The sequence below is a fragment of the Zooshikella ganghwensis genome, from assembly GCF_018263875.1.
GTDB classification, from domain to species: domain Bacteria; phylum Pseudomonadota; class Gammaproteobacteria; order Pseudomonadales; family Zooshikellaceae; genus Zooshikella; species Zooshikella ganghwensis.
The window spans coordinates 226,053-249,472 of record NZ_JAEVHG010000007.1; the positions used below are offsets into that span (position 1 = coordinate 226,053).

Below are 23,420 nucleotides of genomic sequence, written 5' to 3' on the forward strand. Positions count from 1 at the left end.
AATGAAAGCTCCGTTGACCGGCAAACCTATGCACCGAATGTCTTGGCTTATGCCTATGAGCGCTCACTACTGGATTCCGATGAAGATGGTTTGGCTGATATTCGGGAAGTGAGTGCAGGTACTAACCCTTATCAAGCAGACTCTGATGGTGATGGTTTATTAGATGGGTTTGAGCAACGTTTTGGCTTTAATCCTTTGCAAATGGGAGAAGAAGATGCTGACCCGGATAATGATGGTTTAACCAACCTGGCGGAACAGACGGCAAAAACCCATCCACAGCAAGCAGACACCGATGGAGATAACTTAACCGATGGACGTGAGGTTAATGAAATTCACAGCAGTCCACTCCTGGCAGACACCGATAATGATCGGCTGAATGATGATGTGGAACTGGCCAATGGTGCTGATCCCACTAAAGCTGATACTGATCAGGATGGTTTAACTGATTATGAGGAGATCAATCAATGGTCAACCCGCCCTGATAAAGTGGATAGTGATGATGATGGTATCAGTGATGCTATCGAAGTCCGCTATTTTGCAGAGCATGGTAATAAACCATTAAATCCAAATAACAGTGCAGATGCAGATGAAGACTTTGATAACGATGGTTTGACCAATAAACAGGAAGTGGTGGAGTACCATACCGATCCCACCCGAGCTGATCAGGATGGTGATGGCTTATCCGATGGTGCGGAAATAGCGCAGGGTACCAATCCCGATAATCCTGATAGTGATAATGATGGGTTACTGGATGGTGAAGATAGTCATCCAAAAGATGTCGATACTCAGTCACCCCAGGTTGCTTTGTTAAAACCTGCAGCGGATAGCCGGTTATTACATGCCCAGCAGCTGGAAATAAAAGCAGAAGCAACGGATGACGGGCGGGTGGCGACATTGGGTATTTATATCAATGGCAGCTTGTTGCAGACCATTAATGGTGGCACAGCATCAATAACCTACACGGTTCCTGAGCAAATCGACACGCTACGTCTGGAAGTGATGGCCACTGATACGAATGGTAATCAGGCTACTTCAGGTGTGTTTACCTATACCGTCACCGATGATCCGGGTACAGAAGTGATTGGTCAGGTGCTTGATGCGCTAAACCAACCAGTAGCAGGTGTTCAGGTCAGCATCGGTACCCAGCAAGTGGCGACCAATCATGAAGGGCGTTATCAGTTTACCCAGTTAGCGGCTACGGCGTTGAATTTGCAAGTCACTGCAGAAACGTTGTTTGGTAAGCAGCTAATGACGGCAAAATCAGAACCTTTTGCGCCGATACCAGATGGCCGGGTTGAGGTGCCTGCCTTAGTCTTAAAACGTTCAGGCGGCTGGCAATTGTCTGAAGGATTATCTGATGCTGAGGTGACTTATCCTGAGGAGGTGAGCTTTAACCATAATATTGTGGGTGGAGGTTATAAATTTGACTTGACCAAATCAGGCAGCATAAGCGATGGCAGCAGTGATGCTTTTGACGGAGGGCATAGCCTTTCAGTCAACAATGTACTTTTTAGCATAAATGGAAGTGCTAAAGCCCGACAAAATGGACGTGAAATTTATTACCCCGCTCAAACAATGGGGTCACTGCAGGTTAGCCGTAAGGTTTTTATTCCTGAGGATAAACCCTATGCTCAGTACATCGAGAAAGTAGCAAATAGTACTGACCAAGTTCAGACCGTACTGCTCAAAATTAACGGGAATTTAGGATCAGATGGTGGTACCCGAGTTATTGAGACTTCTTCAGGTGATAGTACGGTTAACCATCAAGACTATTTCTTTATTACCGATGATGGTTCAAATGGCAGTGGTGATCCCGCTATAGGGCAACTTTTTGGTATGCCAGATGGACAGCAAAGCGCACGACCTAAAGTAGTCCAGCTTAGTGGTGACAGCTACAGTATTCAATTTGAATTGTCTTTAGACCCTCATAGTTCGTGTACCCTGTTGCACTACGTTATTCAGCAATACAGTCGCTATCAAGTTAAAGTGCTTATTAATGAACTATTAGCGGATGAACGCCAATTACAGGCGATGACCATTGAAGAGTCAGCAAGGCTGGTGAATTTTAATGTGCTGTTGGATACCGACAAAGATGGCATTGCGGATGCTGATGAAGTGCCGCTAAAACTTGACCCTCTTAATAAAGACAGTGACGGTGATGGCCTGGAAGATGGATTTGAGCAACGCTATGGCTTTAATCCACTGTCACCAGCTGGTGCAGGTGAAGCAGATCAAGACCCAGATAATGATCAGTTGAGCAATTTATTAGAGCAACAGCATAAGTCGAATCCTACATTAGCGGACACGGATAATGATGGCTTATTGGACGGTGCAGAAGTATTAACCCATCACTCAAATCCAACACTTGCAGACTCTGATGGTGATCGACTTTCTGATTTAGAGGAAGTGCAAGCAGGTACTTCGCCATCACTGGTAGATACTGACAATGATGACCTTACTGATTATGAAGAGTTAAAAGATTACAAGACGAATCCTCTGCAAGCGGATAGTGATAATGATGGGCTGTCGGATGGATACGAGGTAAATCATAACTTGCAGAATGTTGCCGCAACGGATGATACGGACAACGATGGCTTAACAAATTTACAAGAGTTTGGCTTGGGAACTAACCCTCGGTTAGCCGATACTGACAATGACCAATTATGGGATGGTTGGGAGGTTAATCGCTTTAATACAAATCCGCTCGCTAATGATAGCGATGGTGGGGGTGGGTATGACAGTGATGAAATCTTAGTTCATGGTACAGACCCTAATAATGCTAATGATGATTTCAGTATTTATGATACGGGCAGCTATTTTTCAGATGAAAATAGCCGGTACTGGGAAGTAAGAGAAAATGGTGCAGCTGCTATCCGTTACCGTGGGGGTGAATTTACCCGTCTGCAATTATCTCAACAAAATAGCACGATCAATTATGGCAACAATCGACGACACTTAGGTTCTGACGGTCGAGAAGTGTTCTTTGGTATCCAGTCAATTCATAGTTTGCTCGTTGGACGGCGGACATATATTCCCAATGTCGGTGGTGCTTTTGTACGGCAGATGGAGATTTTGCATAACCCAACGGATGACGAGATAACTATCGCTGTCTATTTAAAAGGCCTGTTTTTTGTTACTGATCAATATACGGAGGTACACACAACGTCTGGTGATGATGTTTTAACCCTTAATGATGATTATTTGATATTAAGAAATAAAAATGATTCATCTCACCCAGTGTTAGGCCATGTTTTTGCTGGTCCTCATGTTATGGCTGACCCAACAGATGATACTTATGGAAGAAGTAATGACAATGATTGGTTAGTTGCTTTTAATGTCACTATTCCTGCTAAGAGTACACGGATACTGACGCACTTTTTGCGGCAGGAGGGCAGTGTTGAATTAGCCTTAGAAAATGCTAAGCAAACACAACGTTTTGAGTCGGCAGCCTATAATTATTTAACCCCAGAGCAGCAAGCTGCCATTGTTAATTTTTATGCCTACCCAGATCAAGATCAGGACGGTTTAAGTGATGAGCAGGAAATAGCGCTGGGTACAGATCCAAATAATATTGATACCGATAATGACGGTATTGTTGATGGTAAAGATACTGAGCCTACTAAAGCTGATACTGAGTCACCCGTTATTTCAATTATTGAAAAACCTGATTCAGGTACTGAAATTTATGCAACTCAAACCATCAATATTAAAGCCAGTATTACCGATAATGGTTTGGTAAAACAGGTTATTGTTAAATTAAATAATGAGCAAATTATTACTCGGGATAAAGGTGGGGAGCAGACCTTTGCTATTCAGCTATCCGAAGCGACCAGTCAGCAAATCGATATTATTGCGGTAGACAGTAATAATAACCAACAGCTTTCAACGTTGAATTTAACGATTAATCCAGACCCAGGAATGACTGTATCAGGACGTTTAGTCTTCAGTGATACGTTGAATGGTGAGGATATTATCCAGGGACTAAGGGATATTACCGTCAACATCATGAGTAAGGCTGCCAGTGAAAGTGGTGGGGAAGTTATTGATACCACTGACTGGCCAAGTACGGTTACCAATCAAGATGGCTATTTTACCTTAAATCATATTCCTTCCTTAAAAGGAGAATTTGTCGTTGATATTAATGCTCAAATGGGTAACCAACCGATAGTTTGGCGTTCCGGACTCATTACTCCAGAAGCGAAAAAACAATTAGCGTTAGGTGAAATTGAACCTAAGTGGCAAATTATTGATGGTGAATTTTTGAAAAAAATGGGGCAGTTTAATGTTGAGATGAGGCAGTATGACTTAGATAGTGAACAATTAGTTTATACATCGCTAAATGATGGAATAATTCCTCATTTTTACGGCGAAGATTATATTGCTTACTCGGATGATAAACCACAGTTTTTATTAGGTAACGGTACCGTTATTTTTGGCAATATAACTAATGGATCGACATTATCTCAAGATGCTTATCAACAGTTGTTAGCAACCAGGCCTTATCTTATTTTCTACCATGGTGAACAATTACCAAAACGAACGTTAAACTATTCCGTAGGCTTTGAGTGGGGTACAGAAAGTGACGGTTATAGTGAAGTTCCTGAACGTTTCTCTTCAAGTCCTATTCAAGTAATTAACTTTGAAAATCAAGAGCTGTTAATTACCTATCAAAATGTGCCTGATAAAGTCCATTTTGCAATTAATCCTGGAGGTGTCACTAATCCTGAAAATGTAGATGTTATGCGAATTCCTATCGGGTTGACCATTGATAAAAATACAGCCATTGAATTTAACTACCAAAATCCACAAGTAGTTAATAAACGCTATATTCGCTTAGCACCATTAGCCGATGGTGGTTATTGGGTGACATCTGGCCACTTTGGGGATCGCTATTTAGTGGATAGTGACCGGGATGGTATACCTGATATTAAAGAAATATTGATGAGTTTAGATCACCAAAATCGTGATACGGATGGTGATGGGTTATTCGATGGCTTTGAAGTGACATATGATTATGAACCTCGGTTTATTGGTGAGGTTGGAAGTGAAGCTGGATTTGATTGGGATGAAGATGAATTAACCAGTCTACAGGAGCAAGAGGCATTAAGTAGCCCTTCATCTGACGATACAGATGGAGATGGTTTACTTGATAAGGACGAAGTCAATACACATAACACTTTACCTTACTCACCTGACAGTGATGGTGATTTATTAGCGGATGCGGCAGAAGTTGCCATAAATTTAAATCCAAATCTTGCAGACAGTGATCAAGACGGTTTGGATGATTATGAAGAAAAAATGATTTATTTCACCAATCCTTTACAAGCTGATTCTGATAATGATGGAATGCCGGATGGGTTTGAAATTAAGTACCAGTTAACGCGAACTGGTGCTGAAGAAGATACTGATGGAGATGGTTTAAATAATAAAGATGAAGCTACTCATGGTACGAATCCTCGTCAGCCAGATACTGATGGTGATTATTTATGGGATGGTGAAGAAGTTACCGTGGGTAGTAATCCTTTATTGGCAAATTCTGATGGACAAGGACGTCAGGATGGTGAAGAGATATTAGTTGACTACAGTGATCCTAGCCAAGCTGCAGATGATCTTACAACTAAGGAACTTGTGGAAGGAACACTACAGTTTACACCGTTAGATCATATTCGTATTAACCGTGAAGGGCGGTTGGTTTTTGATAACAATACAGTACTGACAGCCTTTGCTCAGTTAACACTTGGGTTTGATACTGGTACCTCAACTTTATTTGATGATGACATAAAACGTTTGCATGATAATATTGGAGCAGGTGTTGCGGAAATTACCCTTGATAATGGCGTTAAAAAAGCTGAGGGTATGATTAATTTCAGGTTGCAGCAAATAAATAATGTTCGGGTTACACGAAAATTACAGGTTATTAATGATCAAACCCAATTTATTTCTGGCCTTCGATATTTAGAAGTATTTAGCAACCCTACTGATGCTATACAGCCTGTGAAAGCACGGATTCTTTCTGATTTTACCTACCGAACCCAAAGCCAAATCATCACCAGTAGTGGTGATGATCAATTAACCGCAGAAGATCAGTATGTGATCTTCCAGGCTACAGATCGCTATTCTAGAAAAGCATATTTTGCACATGTTTTTGCAGGACCCAATCGAGACTTACGGCCTGCACAATCAACAGGTATCAGAGTTGATTCTAATAATGATTGGCAAATTGATTATGAGTTTAACATCCCTGCAAAAAGCACCCGCTATGTGTTGCACTTTTTCTTAACAGCAAACAGTGTAAATGAGCTACAGCAAATGGTCAGCAAAGTATTAACCATGCCGGAAATGGTAATTACAGGACTCACAGCACAAGAGCAGCAGCAAACGTCGAATATATTTGCATTTACTGATCAGGACTTGGATGGTGTGGCTGATGTTGATGAAGCAGGTCAGGGTACCGATGTGGCTAAGGCTGACAGTGACGGTGATGGACTATTAGATGCAGAAGACCCTGCACCACAACAAGCGGATAATATTGCACCCAGTATTAATATTCAGGGTATTAGTGAGGGACAACAGGTCATTGCAGGGCAAACACTTAAATTACAGGTGCATACAACAGATGATGGTAAAGTGGCGCAACTGCAATTGGCTGAAAACAATACGGTATTACAGACCATCACGGATCGAGCGCAACTTAATAGTGGAGATGGATATTCAATTACCTATCAAGTACCTGATCAAGCAGGACAAACCGCTGCTCAACTGACATTTACTGTGCAGGATACAAATAATAATCAACAGACTAAAACTGTTAATTTAACGATTATTACTGATCCAGGTACAACGTTAACTGGTCGAGTCATTAATGAGTTGGGGCAGCCGCTAGCAAATGTAACTGTGATAGTTGATGAGCAAAATAATGTTCAGACTGATACTGAAGGTCGATGGAAAATAGAGAATATTCCTGCACGGGTGAGTGAGCATCAAGTTCGTTATTCACTACTAGCGGGTGGTTATACCTACACAAATAAAGAAGTGCTGAATGAATGGGTTAGTGGTGGGGAAACCCAACTGAATGATATGACCCTTACCTTCGCTGGAGAAGCAATGCCTGTGCTACGGGATACCAGCCAGCAGCAGCCTTCAGCTCATCAACCTATAGGTGTTAAACAACCGGTTCATCGCAATGCACTATTACCCATTACACCGAAAAACTGCCGTATTTTTGGGGAGCCATGTCGGCAAGTGTTAATTGATTTTGCTGGGATACTTCGTTTATTACCTGAGAGTCAATCTGCCTTTACTACAAGATCACCGTTCCTAGCAATTTTGGGTACACAGGAGCAAGCGCCAGAATCGGGTGATGTCTATTATTGGGAAGATAATCAGCGGTGGGTACTTCAATGGCAGAGTATCCCCTTGCATGCTAATAATATCGTGCCTGTACCAATGTATGAGGAAGTACCTACTGTTGAAATATTTAATGATGATTTATTACCAGGTGATGAGAATCCACTCTTAGTATGGCTACGCAGTGATGCTCCCTTGTCACTTAACGTTGATCCTTCAATACCTCGAAATAGTTATCGATTGAATATGAGTAAAGATGGAACGATAAAACTTTATTATCAACAGGTTCAACTTGAGGATGGCTTCAGTGCTCATATTTCCCTATTTAAGGACTTTGCTCGTTATAAATTTAATAACTACAACTATCGGGTAGATTTTCAGCAAGCAAATAATTTATCTTTTCCAAATAATGGTACGGATGCTAATGAGAGGTATGAAGGAACATTCCCACTCTCTAATCATATTATTACCTACTTGCCTGATGGCACAGGTCATTACCGTATTACCACTGAACAAGCCTGTGTTGATAATGACCACGATGAAGTATGTGATGGTCGTGAGTATATACTAGGTATGAGTACTGAAAAGCAAGACACTGATGGCGACGGGCTATGGGATAACTTTGAATTAAAATATGGTTTTAATCCATTAGTTGATGAAGGTATTAATGATCAAGATACCGATCAGGATGGCTTAACCACTCTTCAAGAACAGCTGCATTTTGCTAACCCCAAACAAAAAGACTCTGACGGCGATGGTATTATTGATGGAGAAGAAGTTAATAGCCATCAAACCTTAGCATACTCAATACATAGTGATGAAGACTTATTAACGGACCAAGAAGAGTTAGCATTAAATACACAAGCTAATAATAAAGACTCTGATAACGATGGCTTAAGAGATGATTTAGAAATCATCCATTATACCAATCCAAAACTTGAAGATAGTGATCAGGATGGTTTAAAAGATGGGTTTGAAATTAAATATGATTTACAGCGTGTATTACCAGAAGATGATAGTGATCAAGATGGTTTAACCAACCTTGAAGAACAACAATTAAATACCAACCCTCGTGCAAAAGATACAGATCAGGATGGATTATCAGATGAGCAGGAACTTCGTTTTGAAACTGATCCCACACGGTTTGATACTGATAATGGTGGGCGAGGTGATGCAGGTGAAATACTTGTAGATATTACTGATCCTTATAATGGGTTTGATGATTTTATTCGTGGTAATTCTTCTAATGTTTGTGTTTGGCTGGATTATCGTTGTAACCCCAAAGTCTTCTTCCGTGACAGCAATGGTGGAGTCTGGGCACCGACAGTGCTGTATGGTGGCATAGGTAATGGTAATTATTATGATGGAAGTGCGAGGAATGATAGAGAGTGGTTACATTTGAAATACAAAGTTGGAGGTAGCATTATTACCCGTAATGATAACCAACGGTATACCTCAAATGCTCTTGATTCAATAGCAAGCTCAATATCTGGACGATATCACTCTTATGGATTAAGCCCTCAATATCAACAGCTCTACTACCCTAAAGTTAATTTAAGTAATCAGTTAGCGGCTACAAGAACAATCTATATCTCTTCCTATGGGCAGCCATTTGTGCGCTATATTGATACCATTTCTAATCAAGGTCAACTACCCCAAACAGTGAATTTAGGCTACGAGTTAGGTGAGATAAGTCATGGTGAAATAATGGCCACATCCAGTGGTGATTTATCATTTGATATTGCACAGGATCGTTATGTTATCAGCCAAACGGGCGAAACGAGCTACTTGATCTGGGTGTTTGCGGGTAGTGCATTAGTTGAAAACAGTGGTATAAGTACTGACCCGGTTATAAAACCGTCTATTGATGGAAGTCAGAAAGTAATTAATTATACGATACACTTAAGTTCAAGAGCAGATGCATCCATATTGCATTTTGTGGCTATGGCAGAGTCACTGGAAAGTGCTAAACAGCTTGCTGAAAAAATAGTGAGTTTACAGGGAAATACATTGGATGGAGTACCTAGTCAGCTGCGTGATACTGTACAGAACTTTGCAGTATGCACAGATAATGATAATGACCTGCTGTGTGATTATGAAGAGAGTGTTTCAGCATCTACCGAAAATATGGATGCAGATAATGACGGTTACATTGATGGATTAGAACAACGTTTTCACTCTGAAATAAAAAATACAGAGTCGATTCCTGAACATAGTATTTTTGTAACAGTTCCTCAAGCGGTTGGTAATAGTCGGCTTTATAAAGTCAATCCTCGTAATGGTGCCGCAACGTTAATAGGTGATACTGCTCATCAACAGATAGCCGCTATTGATACAACTTTAACTGGTGATTTAATTGGTCTAGCAAAAGTAGATTCAACGGCTGAAAGCTATCAGTGGATTACTTTTGATTTAGAAAGTGGTATGACATCCACATACTTTGGAAATGCTGGTATTCCTCTTTCTGGAGAAGAGTTTTATGAGGGGAACTCAGAAATTCCTACAATTATTGATAGTACGTTTTATGTTAAAAGTACCAAGGTTGCTACTGAAACCCCAATATCAAGTAATTCAATTACAGATATACTCGTACTGGGGTTAAGTAATGGCGCTGATGGTTACCTGGCTGTTGATAGTGTAAGTCGCTCTTCCTCAAACCGTTTAAGTATTTATGAAATTGGTGAGCAATTAATTAATTTAACAGAACAAGGCGATAGTGCTGAGTCGTGTGGTCAAGCCATTGCTCAACGTGGTAATTACCCGCAAGCACCTGTTTATGTGATTGCTGAATGTAAGATGTTTAAAGTGGATTTAGTCAGCGGTAAAGCATTGGCATTTAGCAACGTTTTATTCCCTGAAATTATTGGTGAACAACCTAGGATTATCGCGATGGATTATCATCGTTGGCTTGATCAATTTGTTGCCATTATTACGGATAAAACAACAGGAAATGGACAGGTACGTACTTGGTTAGCCTTAATTGATCCTCGCTCAGGAAGTATACGGCTGATTAGCCAGACGATTACAGGAGCAAATACCATATCAGTATTGTTACCTGATGAAATTGTGAAGAGACCCGCAAGGCCTGCATTTATGTACCTAATGTTTAGGCCAGAGTAAAAAGCTATAAGTAAGGTCTAATTAGAGAGGTATATAGAGTACTAAGCAAAAAATAAGGGCATTTATGTGGGTAAACATTGTACTTGAAATTGACAAACTGACTTACCTATATAGCTAATGCAAAGTTAATTTTTAGAATTTTTTTTGTACGGCTCAGATAGTGAGGCGCAGTAGGACCAACACCACGAAACCGTTTGCGACATGGATGTCGCAGCCGAGCCTCCAGGGATGGATTTACGGCGTGTTGAGTGGTGTTGGGGCTATCTGGGCAAACGAGTGTTCCATAGGGAAAATAAGGTAATAACTACATCCCTTACAACGAGTATATATTGATAAACAAGGCTTTAAGGCTGCTATACTCTACAAGTTATTGTTTTAATCTGTCGCTTTTTACCACTGAACAGTGGAACGATTTAAAGCTTAAAAAACAGGAGTAATGTATGAAGTATAGAAACGGTATGTTGAGCGTTTTAATTATTTCTGCCGTTATCGCTGGTTGCTCCCGTGATGAAAAAAAAGAAGTGGTATCCGATAACTCCACCCTGGCAAAAGTGAACGATAAAATAATAACAAAAGATGCTTTTAATGCTTATTTGCAGTTTAAGCGGATACCCAGTGATAATACAGACCTAAAGTCGCGTGCATTGGCACAGTATCTTGAGCGGGAAGCACTTGCTAATGTGATAGAAAAACAGTCCCTCGTTACACAACAACAAATTGATACGGAGATTAATGAGTTTAAAAAACAGATGTTGATCAGTCGTTATTTTGATCAATATTTACAGAATCAAATTACTGATGAGGCGGTTGCGGATTATTATGCGAAAAATCAACAGCAATACTCTGCTGAAAAAGTTCACGTTGCGCATATATTAATTCGAACCAAACCTTCAATGACTGAGGCAGAAAGGCAAGCAAAGTTAAATCAAGCTCAAGAGTTGTATAGCAAAATACAGGCAGATGCTGATTTTAATGAAACCGCTAAGCAGTACTCCGAAGATAAACTTTCTGCGACAAAAGGTGGTGATTTAGGTTGGCTGCCCAAAGGTGCAATTGCACCGACGTTTTCAACAACTGCCTTTGCAATGGCACAAGGCGAAGTTTCTACACCAGTAGCAACGCCCTATGGATTCCATATCATTAAAGTGGTTGAGCCAGCGAAGACGATTCAGCAACCTTTGGAAAAAGTACGTGGTGATATACGTTATATTTTACGACAGCAGGCTCGCAAAGCTGAACTTGATCGATTATTACAATTAGCAAAAATAAAACGGCTACAGGAGCCTTAATGTGATTAGGCGGTTAGCAGCGGTTAAAAAAATGATGGGGTCTTATATTCGCAGTGCTTTTATCATCCTGTGCACAGTAACTTTAGCAGGTTGTGATGATGCGTCTTCGACTAAAGAAAAAACATCTGAGCATCCTGTTAGTCAAAATGCTAGCGAGGTGGATGCCTCTGGAAATACTACAGCTGTAGCAGACAGTAAACCTTTGTATAAAGTAAATGATGCGGTTATACGGGAACAGGACGTGCAGCTAGCAATTGAGCGTACGTTAGGAAATAGCGTTAATTTACAAGATGATGACGCCCTTGAAGAAAAAATTTTACAAAGTTTAGTGCAAAGCCAAGCGATGGCGCAAATGGCTCTGTCTGAAATGTCTGATCAAGAAAAGCAAAAATTAGAGGGGCATGTGAATGCCTATCGTGAAGAACAATTAGTGAAAAGTTACTTAACAAAACACACCAAGCCTGTGCCAGTCACAGCTGAACATGTACAACAGTATTACCAGGCACATCCTGAAGAGTTTAGTGCAGGGGTAAGAAAAACCTTTCAGGTATTCTCCAGTACTGAGCCATTATCGCCGGAACAACAGCAAGCATTGGTCACTCAGTTTGGTCAGCTAACCATGGATATGGATTGGCAAGCACAAGCTCAGCAATGGCAACAGCAGAAACTGCCTGTCAGGCTACAACAAACAACGTTAAAGCCTGACTTATTACCTGAACCTTTACGGGCGTTAGTTGCTGATACACCTGCAGGCAGTCTTTCAAGAGTTTACACAGATCAGCCAACAGAAAGTGGTGACTTACAACCAGAAACATCAGGTCAGATCGCAAAAGTAATGCGTGTCAAAGTGCTTAAAGAAGTCAGCCTGGGACAACAAGCATTACCTGAAGTGGCTGATAAAATTAGGCAAAAATTAGCTCCTTTGCGTATTCAGCAGGCGGTTAAAGAAGCGGCTGCAAAAGCAATGGCCCAAGTGACAGTGACTGATTTACGTGAAGAACAGCCTAAATAAATATTAGGGCACCTCAAAAATAATGAATTTTTAGAGATGCCTATGAAGCAGTTTATAAGGTCGTAAGCTGGCAAGTATGAGGGAGTTACTTACTTCTTATTGAAGGGTTGAAAAATGTCGTATCACCCCATGCACGCAATTCAACATATTCGATACAGACCTCATTGATTTACCGGTATTTTCAGGAGTATTCCTGAAATTCGGGTATCACTGTCATGATGTATTGGCGCTTTTTTCAAACCACTCCCCTTCGTTTGCTCTATTTATTTAGCTTACGACTCCTGTTGTGCCTGATATCGATTGGAGTAAATGCTGGTAGCCAGGCAGCACAGTATTGCTCATCATTGTTTGATGGGGCATTGCAGGTTAACCAGCATCGAGGTGGAATTGTATTTTATTTAGGTGGGAAGGTGGTTAATAACCCCAGCTTTGAACTGGAAACCCCCTGGATCTACGACTGGTTTGCCTGGAATACCTGTGGGCGTTATAACTGCTGGGCATCATATAGCACTGCGAATCAGATGGTTAAGCCGCAGTTTCGTTACAGCCAAAATCACATTAATGTGTACCTTAAACCTCGTCGTTCTTATCAGCTACAAGCAAGAGATGGCAACCAGTTTGGCAATATTGTTGTGCGGCGTAATGCTGCCCTCCGCTTTGCGCAAGGAATGCCGCGAATACACATTAACTATTTACGTTTAGGTGGTCGTGCCAAAGTTTTGCTGAGTGCAGGTGAATATTGGATTAACTGGTTAAGCCTGGGTAATCGTAGCCAGATTTATTTACGGGGGGATGGACCGGTCACCTTATATGTTAACCATGGTTTTACCTTACCCCGCAGTAGCCGAATTAATATGAATGAGAGTAATGCAGGGAGTACGCCCTTATCCATTTATGTTAAAGGTTCAGTTCGGCAAGCTAGAAGTTCGCGGATTACTGCGCGAATTTATACGGAACATCACTATCAGTTTGGCCCAGAGAGCCAGCTATATGGTGCACTGAATGCGGGTGATATTGATATTGTCCGGGGGGCGAGGATTTTTTACTTGCCCGAAGCCAGCCAAGGCCAGCCTTTTTACTCGCATTGTCCCGACCTTGATGGTGATGGCATTCTCGATCACCTGGATGATGACCGAGATGGCGATGGCTTCTCCAATGCCATTGAAGAACAGCTGGGTACCGACCCAGATAATGCAGCAGACAGCCCTCCGGATATGGACAATGACAAAATTCCAGATGCACTGGATGATGATATCGATGGTGATGGTATCAGCAATGTCTATGAGCAACAGCTAGGTACCAATCCTCGTGATCCTAATAGTGCCCCCCCAGATCTGGATAAAGATGGTATTCCTGATGCGCTGGATCAGGACCGTGATGGTGATGGTGTTCTGAATAGTGTTGATGCCTTTCCTGATGATCCCAATGAGAGCAGTGATCTGGATGGCGATGGTATTGGTGATAATGCCGATACGGATCGGGATGGTGACGGTATCAGTAATACCTATGAGCAACAACTTGGTACCGACCCCAATGATGTCTCAAGTACACCTCCTGACTTGGATAAGGATGGTATTCCCGATGCGTTGGATGACGACCGGGATGGTGATGGAGTCAACAATGCTAATGATCAGTTCCCCGATGACCCCAAGGAAAGCAGTGACCTGGACGGCGATGGCATAGGCGATAATGCCGACACCGATCGGGATGGGGATGGTATCAGTAATGACTATGAAACCCAGCTTGGCACCGACCCCAACGATGCCACAAGCACGCCCCCTGACCTGGATAAAGACGGTATTCCTGATGCGTTGGATGAGGATCGAGATGGCGATGGGGTCAACAATACGTTGGATCGCTTCCCCAATGATCCTCATGAACATTCAGATTTAGATGGCGATGGCATTGGTGATAATGCGGATACGGATCGGGACGGGGATGGTATCAGTAATGCGTATGAAACCCAGCTTGGTACCGATCCAAATGACCCTGCCAGTACGCCCCCGGACTTGGACAAGGATGGTATTCCTGATGCGTTAGATGATGATCGGGATGGTGATGGGGTTGCGAATGATCAAGATGCTTTCCCCGATGATCCCAGTGAAAGCAGTGACTTAGATGGTGATGGTATTGGCGACAATGCCGATACGGATCGTGACGGGGATGGTATCAGCAATGACTATGAAACCCATCTAGGGACTGACCCTAATGATGCATCCAGTACGCCCCCCGACCTGGATAAAGATGGTATTCCAGATGCCCTGGATGATGATCGGGATGGTGATGGGGTCGCGAATGATCAAGATGCTTTCCCCGATGATGCTAATGAAAGCAGTGACCTTGATGGTGATGGTATAGGTGACAATGCCGACACTGATCGTGATGGGGACGGTATCAGTAATGCCTATGAAACCCAGTTAGGCACTGATCCTAACGATGCGGCCAGTACCCCCTCAGACTTGGATAAGGATGGTATTCCCGATGCCCTGGATGATGATCTGGACGGTGACGGGGTCAACAACGCACAGGATGCCTTCCCAGATGATGCCAGTGAGTCTAGTGATATCGATGGTGATGGCGTAGGGGATAACAGTGATCCTGATAAAGATGGTGATGGCATTAGTAATGCGTATGAAGATCAGCTTGGCACTGACCCCAGTGATCCGAACAGTACCCCTGCAGATTTAGACAAGGATGGAATTCCTGACCCATTGGATAATGACCGAGATGGTGATGGTGTCACTAATGATGAAGATGCTTTCCCAGACGATGCAACTGAATCCAGTGATATGGATGGGGATGGTCAGGGAGATAACAGTGATCCCGATAAAGATGGGGATGGTATCAGTAATGCGTATGAAACCCAGCTTGGTACCGATCCAAATGACCCAGCCAGTACGCCCCCGGACATGGATAAGGATGGTATTCCTGATGTGCTGGATGATGATAAAGATGGAGATGGTGTCAACAATGATGAAGATGCCTTTCCCGATGATGCCACAGAGTCCAGTGACTTAGACGGTGACGGACAAGGGGATAATAGTGATCTGGATAAAGATGGCGATGGCATCAGTAATGACTTTGAAACCCAGCTCGGTACCGATCCTGCTGACAGTACCAGTACGCCTCCAGACAGTGATAAAGATGGCAAGCCAGACGCCATTGATGATGATCGAGATGGCGATGGTGTTGTCAATGACAGCGACGCTTTTCCTGATAATCCTAATGAAACCCATGATTTAGATGGTGATGGCATTGGGGATAACAGTGATCCCGATAAAGATGGTGATGGTGTCAGTAATGAGGATGAACTGGCGGCAGGTACAAACCCTGCAGATGCAACAGATTATCCTGTTTTAGAGCCTCCCCAGCCACTTATCAGTACCCCTGATAATAAGCAAGTCTCAACAGATACGCTGTTGATCGAAGGTGGTCTAAAACAGCAGTGGGATAACAGCTTGCAGTGGGCTGCCCGAAGTGATCGCTTTGGGGATACGCCCTTTGTGGTTAAGTTACTGCAGGGGAACCGTTGGCAAACCACTGTGCCGTTGGCCGTGGGGCGCAATATTATTGTAGTTTCTGCTAAGGACAGTCGCGGACGAGTAGGGCAGGCACAGCTTACGGTGACTCGTGTTGATACGGGGGTGGCGTTGGCCCTGCAAGTTAACCAGCCCGTTCCGGGTAGTGTAGTCACGCAAAATACTGTTGTGGTTAGCGGTGACATCACCATTCCTAAAGCGGTAGCACAACTTTCAGTCACCGTAGCAGGACAACCTGCTGTGGTGAGTCCAACCTCAGATAATACACGTTTTACCTTTACCGCTGAGGCGGTCACCCTGGTAGAAGGCAGTAATACCCTGGCCTTACAGTTAAAGGCTGATGAGCAGACCCTCGACCGCACACTAACCTTAACCTACAAAACAGAAATTACCGCACCAGCGCCGACGATTGCTGCCGTCCAGCCGGTTAACAATAGCTGGTTAGCGGAGCCAGGATGGATACAGCAGGCCACTATAAGTAGTACCGTAGGGTTAGCAAAAGTACAGCTCAATCAGCAGGATATTCCCTTAGGCTCGGTACAACCCAAAACCTTTCAGTTGCAGGAGCTGGTGAACTGGGGAGGACAGGGGGATAGTTGGATGGTGACCCTTCGTGCTGAGGATAGCCTGGGACAGGTGACCGAGCAGCAACTAACGTATCATCGGGATCAAACCCCGCCTGTTATTCGTTTACAGGCTGCTGCGGGGAGCGGGAGTTTGCAGCCGTTACCTGCTGTTAATCAAGTGGTCACTCAGCCTTATCCATTACTGGGGTCAGTGCTGGAAGCGCAACTGGCAAGCTTCACGATTAATGATCAGCCTGTCACTCTGTTACCCGTCAGTGGCTCACCTAATGCATTGAGCTTTAATTCAGCCATTTCACTGGTGCCTGGACAAAGTCAATTGGTCACGTTAAGGGCTGTAGATCAAGCGGGTAATCAGCAGGTACTGAGTTATGCCTTACAGCTCCGTGGGGAAGTTAATCTGAAGTGGTTAAGTCCATTAACAGCAGAGTATGTGCTGACTGGAGATGAGCCTTATCAGCTGGAGGTGGCCGTTCAGCTTTCAGGCACAGTAAGTGCGGGTACTGTGGTAGCGGTTCAGCTTGTAAGTGATGGCGGTGATACCACTTCCGATAGTACCGCCTCTGCCGCCATTGAGTTACAAGGCAATGATGTGCTGCGCTCCGCGACCTTAAATTTACCGAATACCCCAGGTAGTTTTCAGTTGGTTGCCCAAGCCACGGTTCAGGGGGAGGTTGTGAAGTCCATTACTCAACCGCTCCAGCTATTACCGGTCGAGCAAAAGCCTGTCGCACTTGAACGAACCAGTCCAATAATTGGCAGTGAAGGTAACGAACCTAATCTGCCAATAACCTTTTATTTTAATCAGCCGGTTGATCAGTCTCTGTTAGTGGTGAAGGTGAATGAGACAGCCCATGGCTACAGTTATCAGGATATGGACCCGACAGGTACTACGGGCGAGTCTGCTAAAGGCTATCAGCTGCAAGCGATAAACCGTGACTTTGCCCCAGTTACAGGCTCACTTTCTGTATTGCCTGGGGAGCAGGTGGTGGCATTTTATCCCCAGCAGGCGTTAGCCTATGGCGCTACGGTTTATGTCCAGGTGCAGTACCAAGGGCAGGAAATGCTCCGAGGCAATTATCGGACACGGCCACTGCCCACGTTTGTCAATGGTGCCATCATGGATATCTACCACCAGCCGGTCGCCGATATTCAAGTGCGTTTGCAAGGTCCTGTCACGAGCGCAACTGTCTCAGCAAGTGATTCATTCACGTTTAATAGAACGGCAGTGACTAATAGCGATGGTGCTTATCAATTTGGCTATGGTGATAATGCGCAGCAAACACTGTCTGGTGGGCGTTATCGTTTAGAGATTAATCCAGGCTTAACAAATCGACGTTTTGGCTCGCGTGTGCGTTGGTTAGATATTGAGGGTGGGCGACGCAATGAGGCCAGTATTGTGTCGCTGGTACCTATGACTGAACAAGTGCTATATACCCCTGTGCAGTCTGGCCGTGTTAATCGCTTTGCTAATGATGCATTGCTCCTGGATAGTCAGCAGGCCAGGCTGTTGTTTACCGATGGTCGTCAGCAAGGAGCTATGGCCGCGGTTTTTGTACCAGACAATCAAATCCCGTTTCCCATGACTCGTCCATTAATTCCTCAGTGGGCTTATGTCTTGCAGCCAGCCGGGGTTCAAGTCAGTGGTTCGTTGGCTGTTGATTTTGTTATTCCTGCATTGGATGGCAGCTATGATCATGTTCCCCCCAATGACAGTTATGTGTTTTTACTGGGCTATAGTGGACAAGCCGATAGGATGGTGCCTGTAGGTGTTGGTCAGGTTCAAAATAATCGCGTGGTGAGTCAGGGAGACACTTACTATGATCGGCTGGATGCCATTGCTTATGGTATTGCGGCACCAGCTTATCAAGAAACACTGAAAAATTATGCTGAGGGTAAAGCGAGTTTTGCAGAAGTGCTGTTGTTATTGCAGGAATAATGAGTTTATTGCGTTGATTGAAGTTGGGTGTTGGGTGTAAGGCAATAAAGTAAAGTTATTTTTTCCGCCCGCATTAGAAGGCCATCCTTGGCCACTAATGCTAACGATGCTCCCAGCATCTGCTCCAAAAACAGCTTTACCTTATGCCCTAAATACCGAGTCAATAAATCAGTTTGGGTGAATAGAATAATTATTTAATTATGCATACCTAAAATGAATGATTTTAGGGTGATGCCATCAAGGGACGATAACAATACTGAAAAATCGTTTATGCAGTGCATAGTGTTTTGGGTGTGGGCGCTAATAACGCCAAAGCCAAAGATGTATTCGTGAAATATATAGCATCAAGGGAAAGATTGAAGGTAAAAAAACGCTTTATTGAGCGTAGGGTAGTTAATCATATGCAGTGGTATGAGCCTGTTATTCAATTAAATCTTTTTGCGCCTCGTTGGCTGTGTTTATTGCGGCTGGGGTTAAGTTTCTGGCTTGTACTACTTGTTATTTCTATCTCTGGGAAGATCCATGCATTTTCGTTTGGGTTGTTAAGAGGTGGAGAATATATTCATCAGTCTGAGCTAGTGACTGGTGCAGTCTATGCCAGAAGTATTATTAAAGGCGAAAATGATGCGCCGATTTTAGTGGAATATGATCTAACAGGAAAAGAAGTTAATGTTATTGGTGAGCAGTATGGTAAGTTTGCTGATACTCAGATAATGAGTAGTGCAGAGTTTAATGGCTATTTATATCAAAGAGAAAAAATTGAAATAGACTATAAAAACCAATTTAAGTTATTAAAACGTGAGGATTATGAAAGAGCTAATTTTTGGGATCAGAATGGTGACCCTGTTTTCAAGAAAACATTGTTGCCAGATACCTTATATGTATGGGTTTTAAAACAGGAGTTTATAACACCTGATAGTAACAATATTTTACTCGAAATTCCTATTTATGCTTATGCTTACCCGGTGTCTACACATCCATCAAATTATATTCGTAGTGTGCTTATTAGAAAAAAAACGGGACAAGCTATTTATCGAACGGAAAATAATATTGGCTATAGAACAGGGTTTATTGTCAATCCAGGGACAGGCGAAGAGCGCACATTTCGACGTAAATTTGACGATGAGTTATTAAATCCCCTGCCTTATACCAAAGTATTTGCTGCTGCAGGTTCTGAGTTTACGAGTACGACAGACGAGCTGGGTAAATATCGTATTGAGTATTTTAATCCAGCCTGTCCAGGGTTTGAAATAACCTACCATAATCCCATAATTGCCGAGTTGCATTACAGTCGTTTTCATCCCCGTAAAACGGAATATTTACCGTATTTTTTAATTCGAGAAAAAGAAAGTCACTGTAATGGACTGGCGGTGTATGACTATCGCGTCAATGAAGTTTTAGCACTGCAATCAATCTTTTATTATCACATTGATTTTCCCGTGGATATGATGGTGTTACGTGGCAGTGGAAGTCTTTATAGTCAGGATGAAGTCCCTATCTTAGTGGGTGATGTCCTTTCAGTTTATGGTGTTTATTATGATTTTGATTGGCGACCTGATCGAAAAATAATGCCAACTTATGATCTCAATAATGATGGCCGTGATGATTGGGTTGTGCCGGGTAAACTAGTTAAGTCTCTCAATAGCGATAAAAAAATATTTATACGCGTTGATCATCTCGATGATGCGGAGGTATTGGGTATTTTTTTTCGTTATAACCAAACAGGCCCTCCAGATTTAATTCGCCAAGTGGACTGGTATGAGGATTTTAGTCATAAAGGAATGGTCACCCAAGTCAATGAAGAGGTTATTCAAAATACTGACTTATATGTGGTACGTACCTCAACAGGTGAACTGGTTGCGGAGCAAAAAGGCTTAACCTCTGGCGCATTAGCGAAAGGTGAAAAGGACAGTCACTTTCAGTTTTTGGTGCGTTTACGAGGAAGGCTAGGTGAAATATTCCGGCCTAACAGGAACTTTGAACGCTGGCAAGTGCAAGATGGCGTTAAACCTCGTTTTAGATTGCGTAATTATGATCATATTCGGCCTGGGGAACAGGTTACTCTCTATTTAATTAATCGGGTGACAGGTTATATGGGGCATAAAACCGTTACCTTGGGCAAAAACTACGGGCAAGCTGGGGACAGTGACTTATCCACAGTTGTGGGCGAAGTTAAAATGTATCCGCCCAACCTCAAAATTTGGGCTGTGCGTCGACCAACTAGGAAAGCATCGAATCAACTTAAACAAGATCAAATGATTGGAGCTGAAGGTTCAGGACTGACTGCAGATAAGTTTGTAGCGGTATTTACAGAGTGGCTAGATCACAATGATCAACCTCTACCGCCAGTGTTAGCAGATTATGGTTATACAGGGCGTTTGGCAAGAGTGACGGCTCCGAATCAGCTAACGCCTGCGACAAATAGTTGTACAGATAAGCTTTGTTCTCAAGCCAATATGGCTCACTTTAGTATTCAACCTGGGCGACATACCCAACTAATTCATTTTTCAGAAAAGGTGATGAGTCGTCAGCACTTTTATGTGCAGGTCAGTGCGGTCCCCAAATACCGTAACCCAACGTTTGCCAGCAAGCGCAGCAGTGTTGGCCTAACCTCTGAGCGTTTTGTTCCCATCAAGGTACCCATCTTTGATGAGGTTGCAGCACGAGCGGCAAAGGTGACTGAGCCTGCGGAGCTGCAACATTACTATCATTGGGTTTACCGCCCTGAATTGCAGTTCAGTTTGTATGATCTGAATGTGCAGTCTTTGCAAATTCTCAATGTCAACGAGGGCCAGGAAACCATCCGCGATGTGTTAGTCAACCCTTCCTTAATACAGCCAGGAGATAAGCTGTTAACCTGGTTTTATAGTTTGATTGCACCTGAGCTTGAAACACTTAAAAGCTGGTCAAAGCCGGGGGAGCTTGTGCTGGCTATTGGGGATCAGGAGGTGTCTGTTACTTTTGATAAAAAGCAAAAGGTCACTATTGATAACTTGGAAAAAGTCCGCCAGCTTGATGCGGATGGGCTATTGACGCTTCGGCTGTATGCCAATAACGATTCTCAGAACATTTTATGGCAATACAACTTTCCAGGCCCTTTTTTACAAGTACCGGAAGTGGTTAAAGGCCGAATTAAGTTAGATATCCCCAACGAGCGTGTGTGTGTGACTCCTGCTCGTTTGCAATTCAATTTACAGCAGCCTGCCAAAATTACCCTCACCACCCGTGACCGCTTCAGTGGTACGACAAGTAGTGAGACGAAACTACTGGATGAGGTGTTGTATCCAGCCGGTACCCACCTTTATGAATTCGACCCCGCAGCTTACCCCAATGGCTTGTTTACCTATCAGATGACGGGCGTTTCTGAAATTTCCCATAAAAAAGAGCAGTACAGCGGGGTGCTAGAGGTATTTTATGATATCGATAACCAGTTGCCTGTGGGTCATGTGGTGGAGCGTAATATTGATTTATTTACCGGCAATTTAGCCTTTTCCCGCACGGATATTGATATTCCTGGTCGCGGGGGCGGTTTACAGTTTACCCGCAGTTACAATAGCCAAAGCCGTGATGCCGGGCGTTTAGGTCGAGGCTGGAGTCATAACTATGATGTGGCGCTATACCGTACCGGCTGTGGTTATGTCTCTGTGAAAGGCATGGTGTTTATTGAAGAAGGGGACCGCTATCGAGCCGGTAAAGGCTACCACGGCACCTTAAAAAAAGTTGGCAATCGTTATGACCTCTACACCAAAGACGGGACTCGCTATCATTTCCGCCAGTATGCCTTCGACCAGAGTAACCGCAGTTGGCATCTCGCTTATATCGAAGACACTAATGGTAACCAAACCCAGCTGAGTTATCACGATGGCTCAGGTGACGGCCGCTTGAAGTCGGTGGTGGACAGTGCAGGTCGCCGTTTGGACTTTTTTTATGAAAGCCGGCAGGGCGATTTCCGTATCACCAAAATCAAAGCCCCGGGTGATCTGGAAGTGGAGTTCTTCTATGACGCCCAAACCCGGTTGGTAAATCGGATCATCCGCAGCCAGCAAACGGCCGTAGAAGAGAAATACGGTTACCAAGGGACGGTTGCAGACCCTCAACAGATGGCTGACTGGGTGCAGCTGCATCGGATACAAAGTATCACCGATGCCAATGGTCATACTACCCGCTATCAAGCCGTGCCGTATCAGCTGCAAGCCTCCGCCACTGAGAATCTGATCATGGATTCGGCCTGGTATACCCAAATCGACTATCCGGATAACACTCAGGCCCAATTCAGTTACAATGGCCGTGCTCGTCGTAATAACACAGAACTCACCACAACCGTTACCGATAACCGCGGAAACGAGACCCGTTATACCTTTAACCGTTATGGCTCCCCGCTAACCATCACCTCCCCTGTGGGCACCATTGAGCATACCTGGGCGGATAAGGATGTCTTGCTGCTGTCTCGCACCAATGAAAATGGCGTCAAGACCACCCACACCTACGATGAACATGGCAATATCCTCACCGAAAAAGTCACTGGTCAGCAGGATCATCCGGCCAAGGTCAATACTTATGTGTTGTTAGGTACAGGGGCCGCTGAAGGCA

Annotated in this window: 5 protein-coding genes (1 of these 5 only partly in view); all 5 read left to right on the forward strand. The window is 43.5% G+C overall.

Features of this window, described 5'->3' with window-relative positions:
• Positions 1 to 10,467 carry the final stretch of an Ig-like domain-containing protein gene (locus KHS79_RS12385; RefSeq protein WP_212719376.1) on the forward strand. The gene continues 34,671 nt to the left of window position 1, outside the view, so 10,467 of the gene's 45,138 nt are visible here — the last part of the coding sequence; the start codon falls outside the window, past its left edge; its stop codon occupies positions 10,465 to 10,467.
• Between the two features lie 440 nt (positions 10,468 to 10,907).
• On the forward strand, positions 10,908 to 11,756 hold the full coding sequence (locus KHS79_RS12390; protein ID WP_212719378.1) for a peptidylprolyl isomerase: 849 nt from the start codon (positions 10,908 to 10,910) through the stop codon (positions 11,754 to 11,756).
• Position 11,757: 1 nt separating this feature from the next.
• Positions 11,758 to 12,768: a hypothetical protein gene (locus KHS79_RS12395; protein WP_212719380.1), complete on the forward strand. Its 1,011-nt coding sequence runs from the start codon at positions 11,758 to 11,760 to the stop codon at positions 12,766 to 12,768.
• A gap of 215 nt (positions 12,769 to 12,983) precedes the next feature.
• Positions 12,984 to 18,830: a thrombospondin type 3 repeat-containing protein gene (locus KHS79_RS12400; RefSeq protein ID WP_212719382.1), complete on the forward strand. Its 5,847-nt coding sequence runs from the start codon at positions 12,984 to 12,986 to the stop codon at positions 18,828 to 18,830.
• A 356-nt stretch (positions 18,831 to 19,186) separates the two neighbouring features.
• On the forward strand, positions 19,187 to 23,420 hold a 4,234-nt coding region (locus KHS79_RS12405), incomplete at its 3' end, for a DUF6531 domain-containing protein (RefSeq protein WP_212719384.1).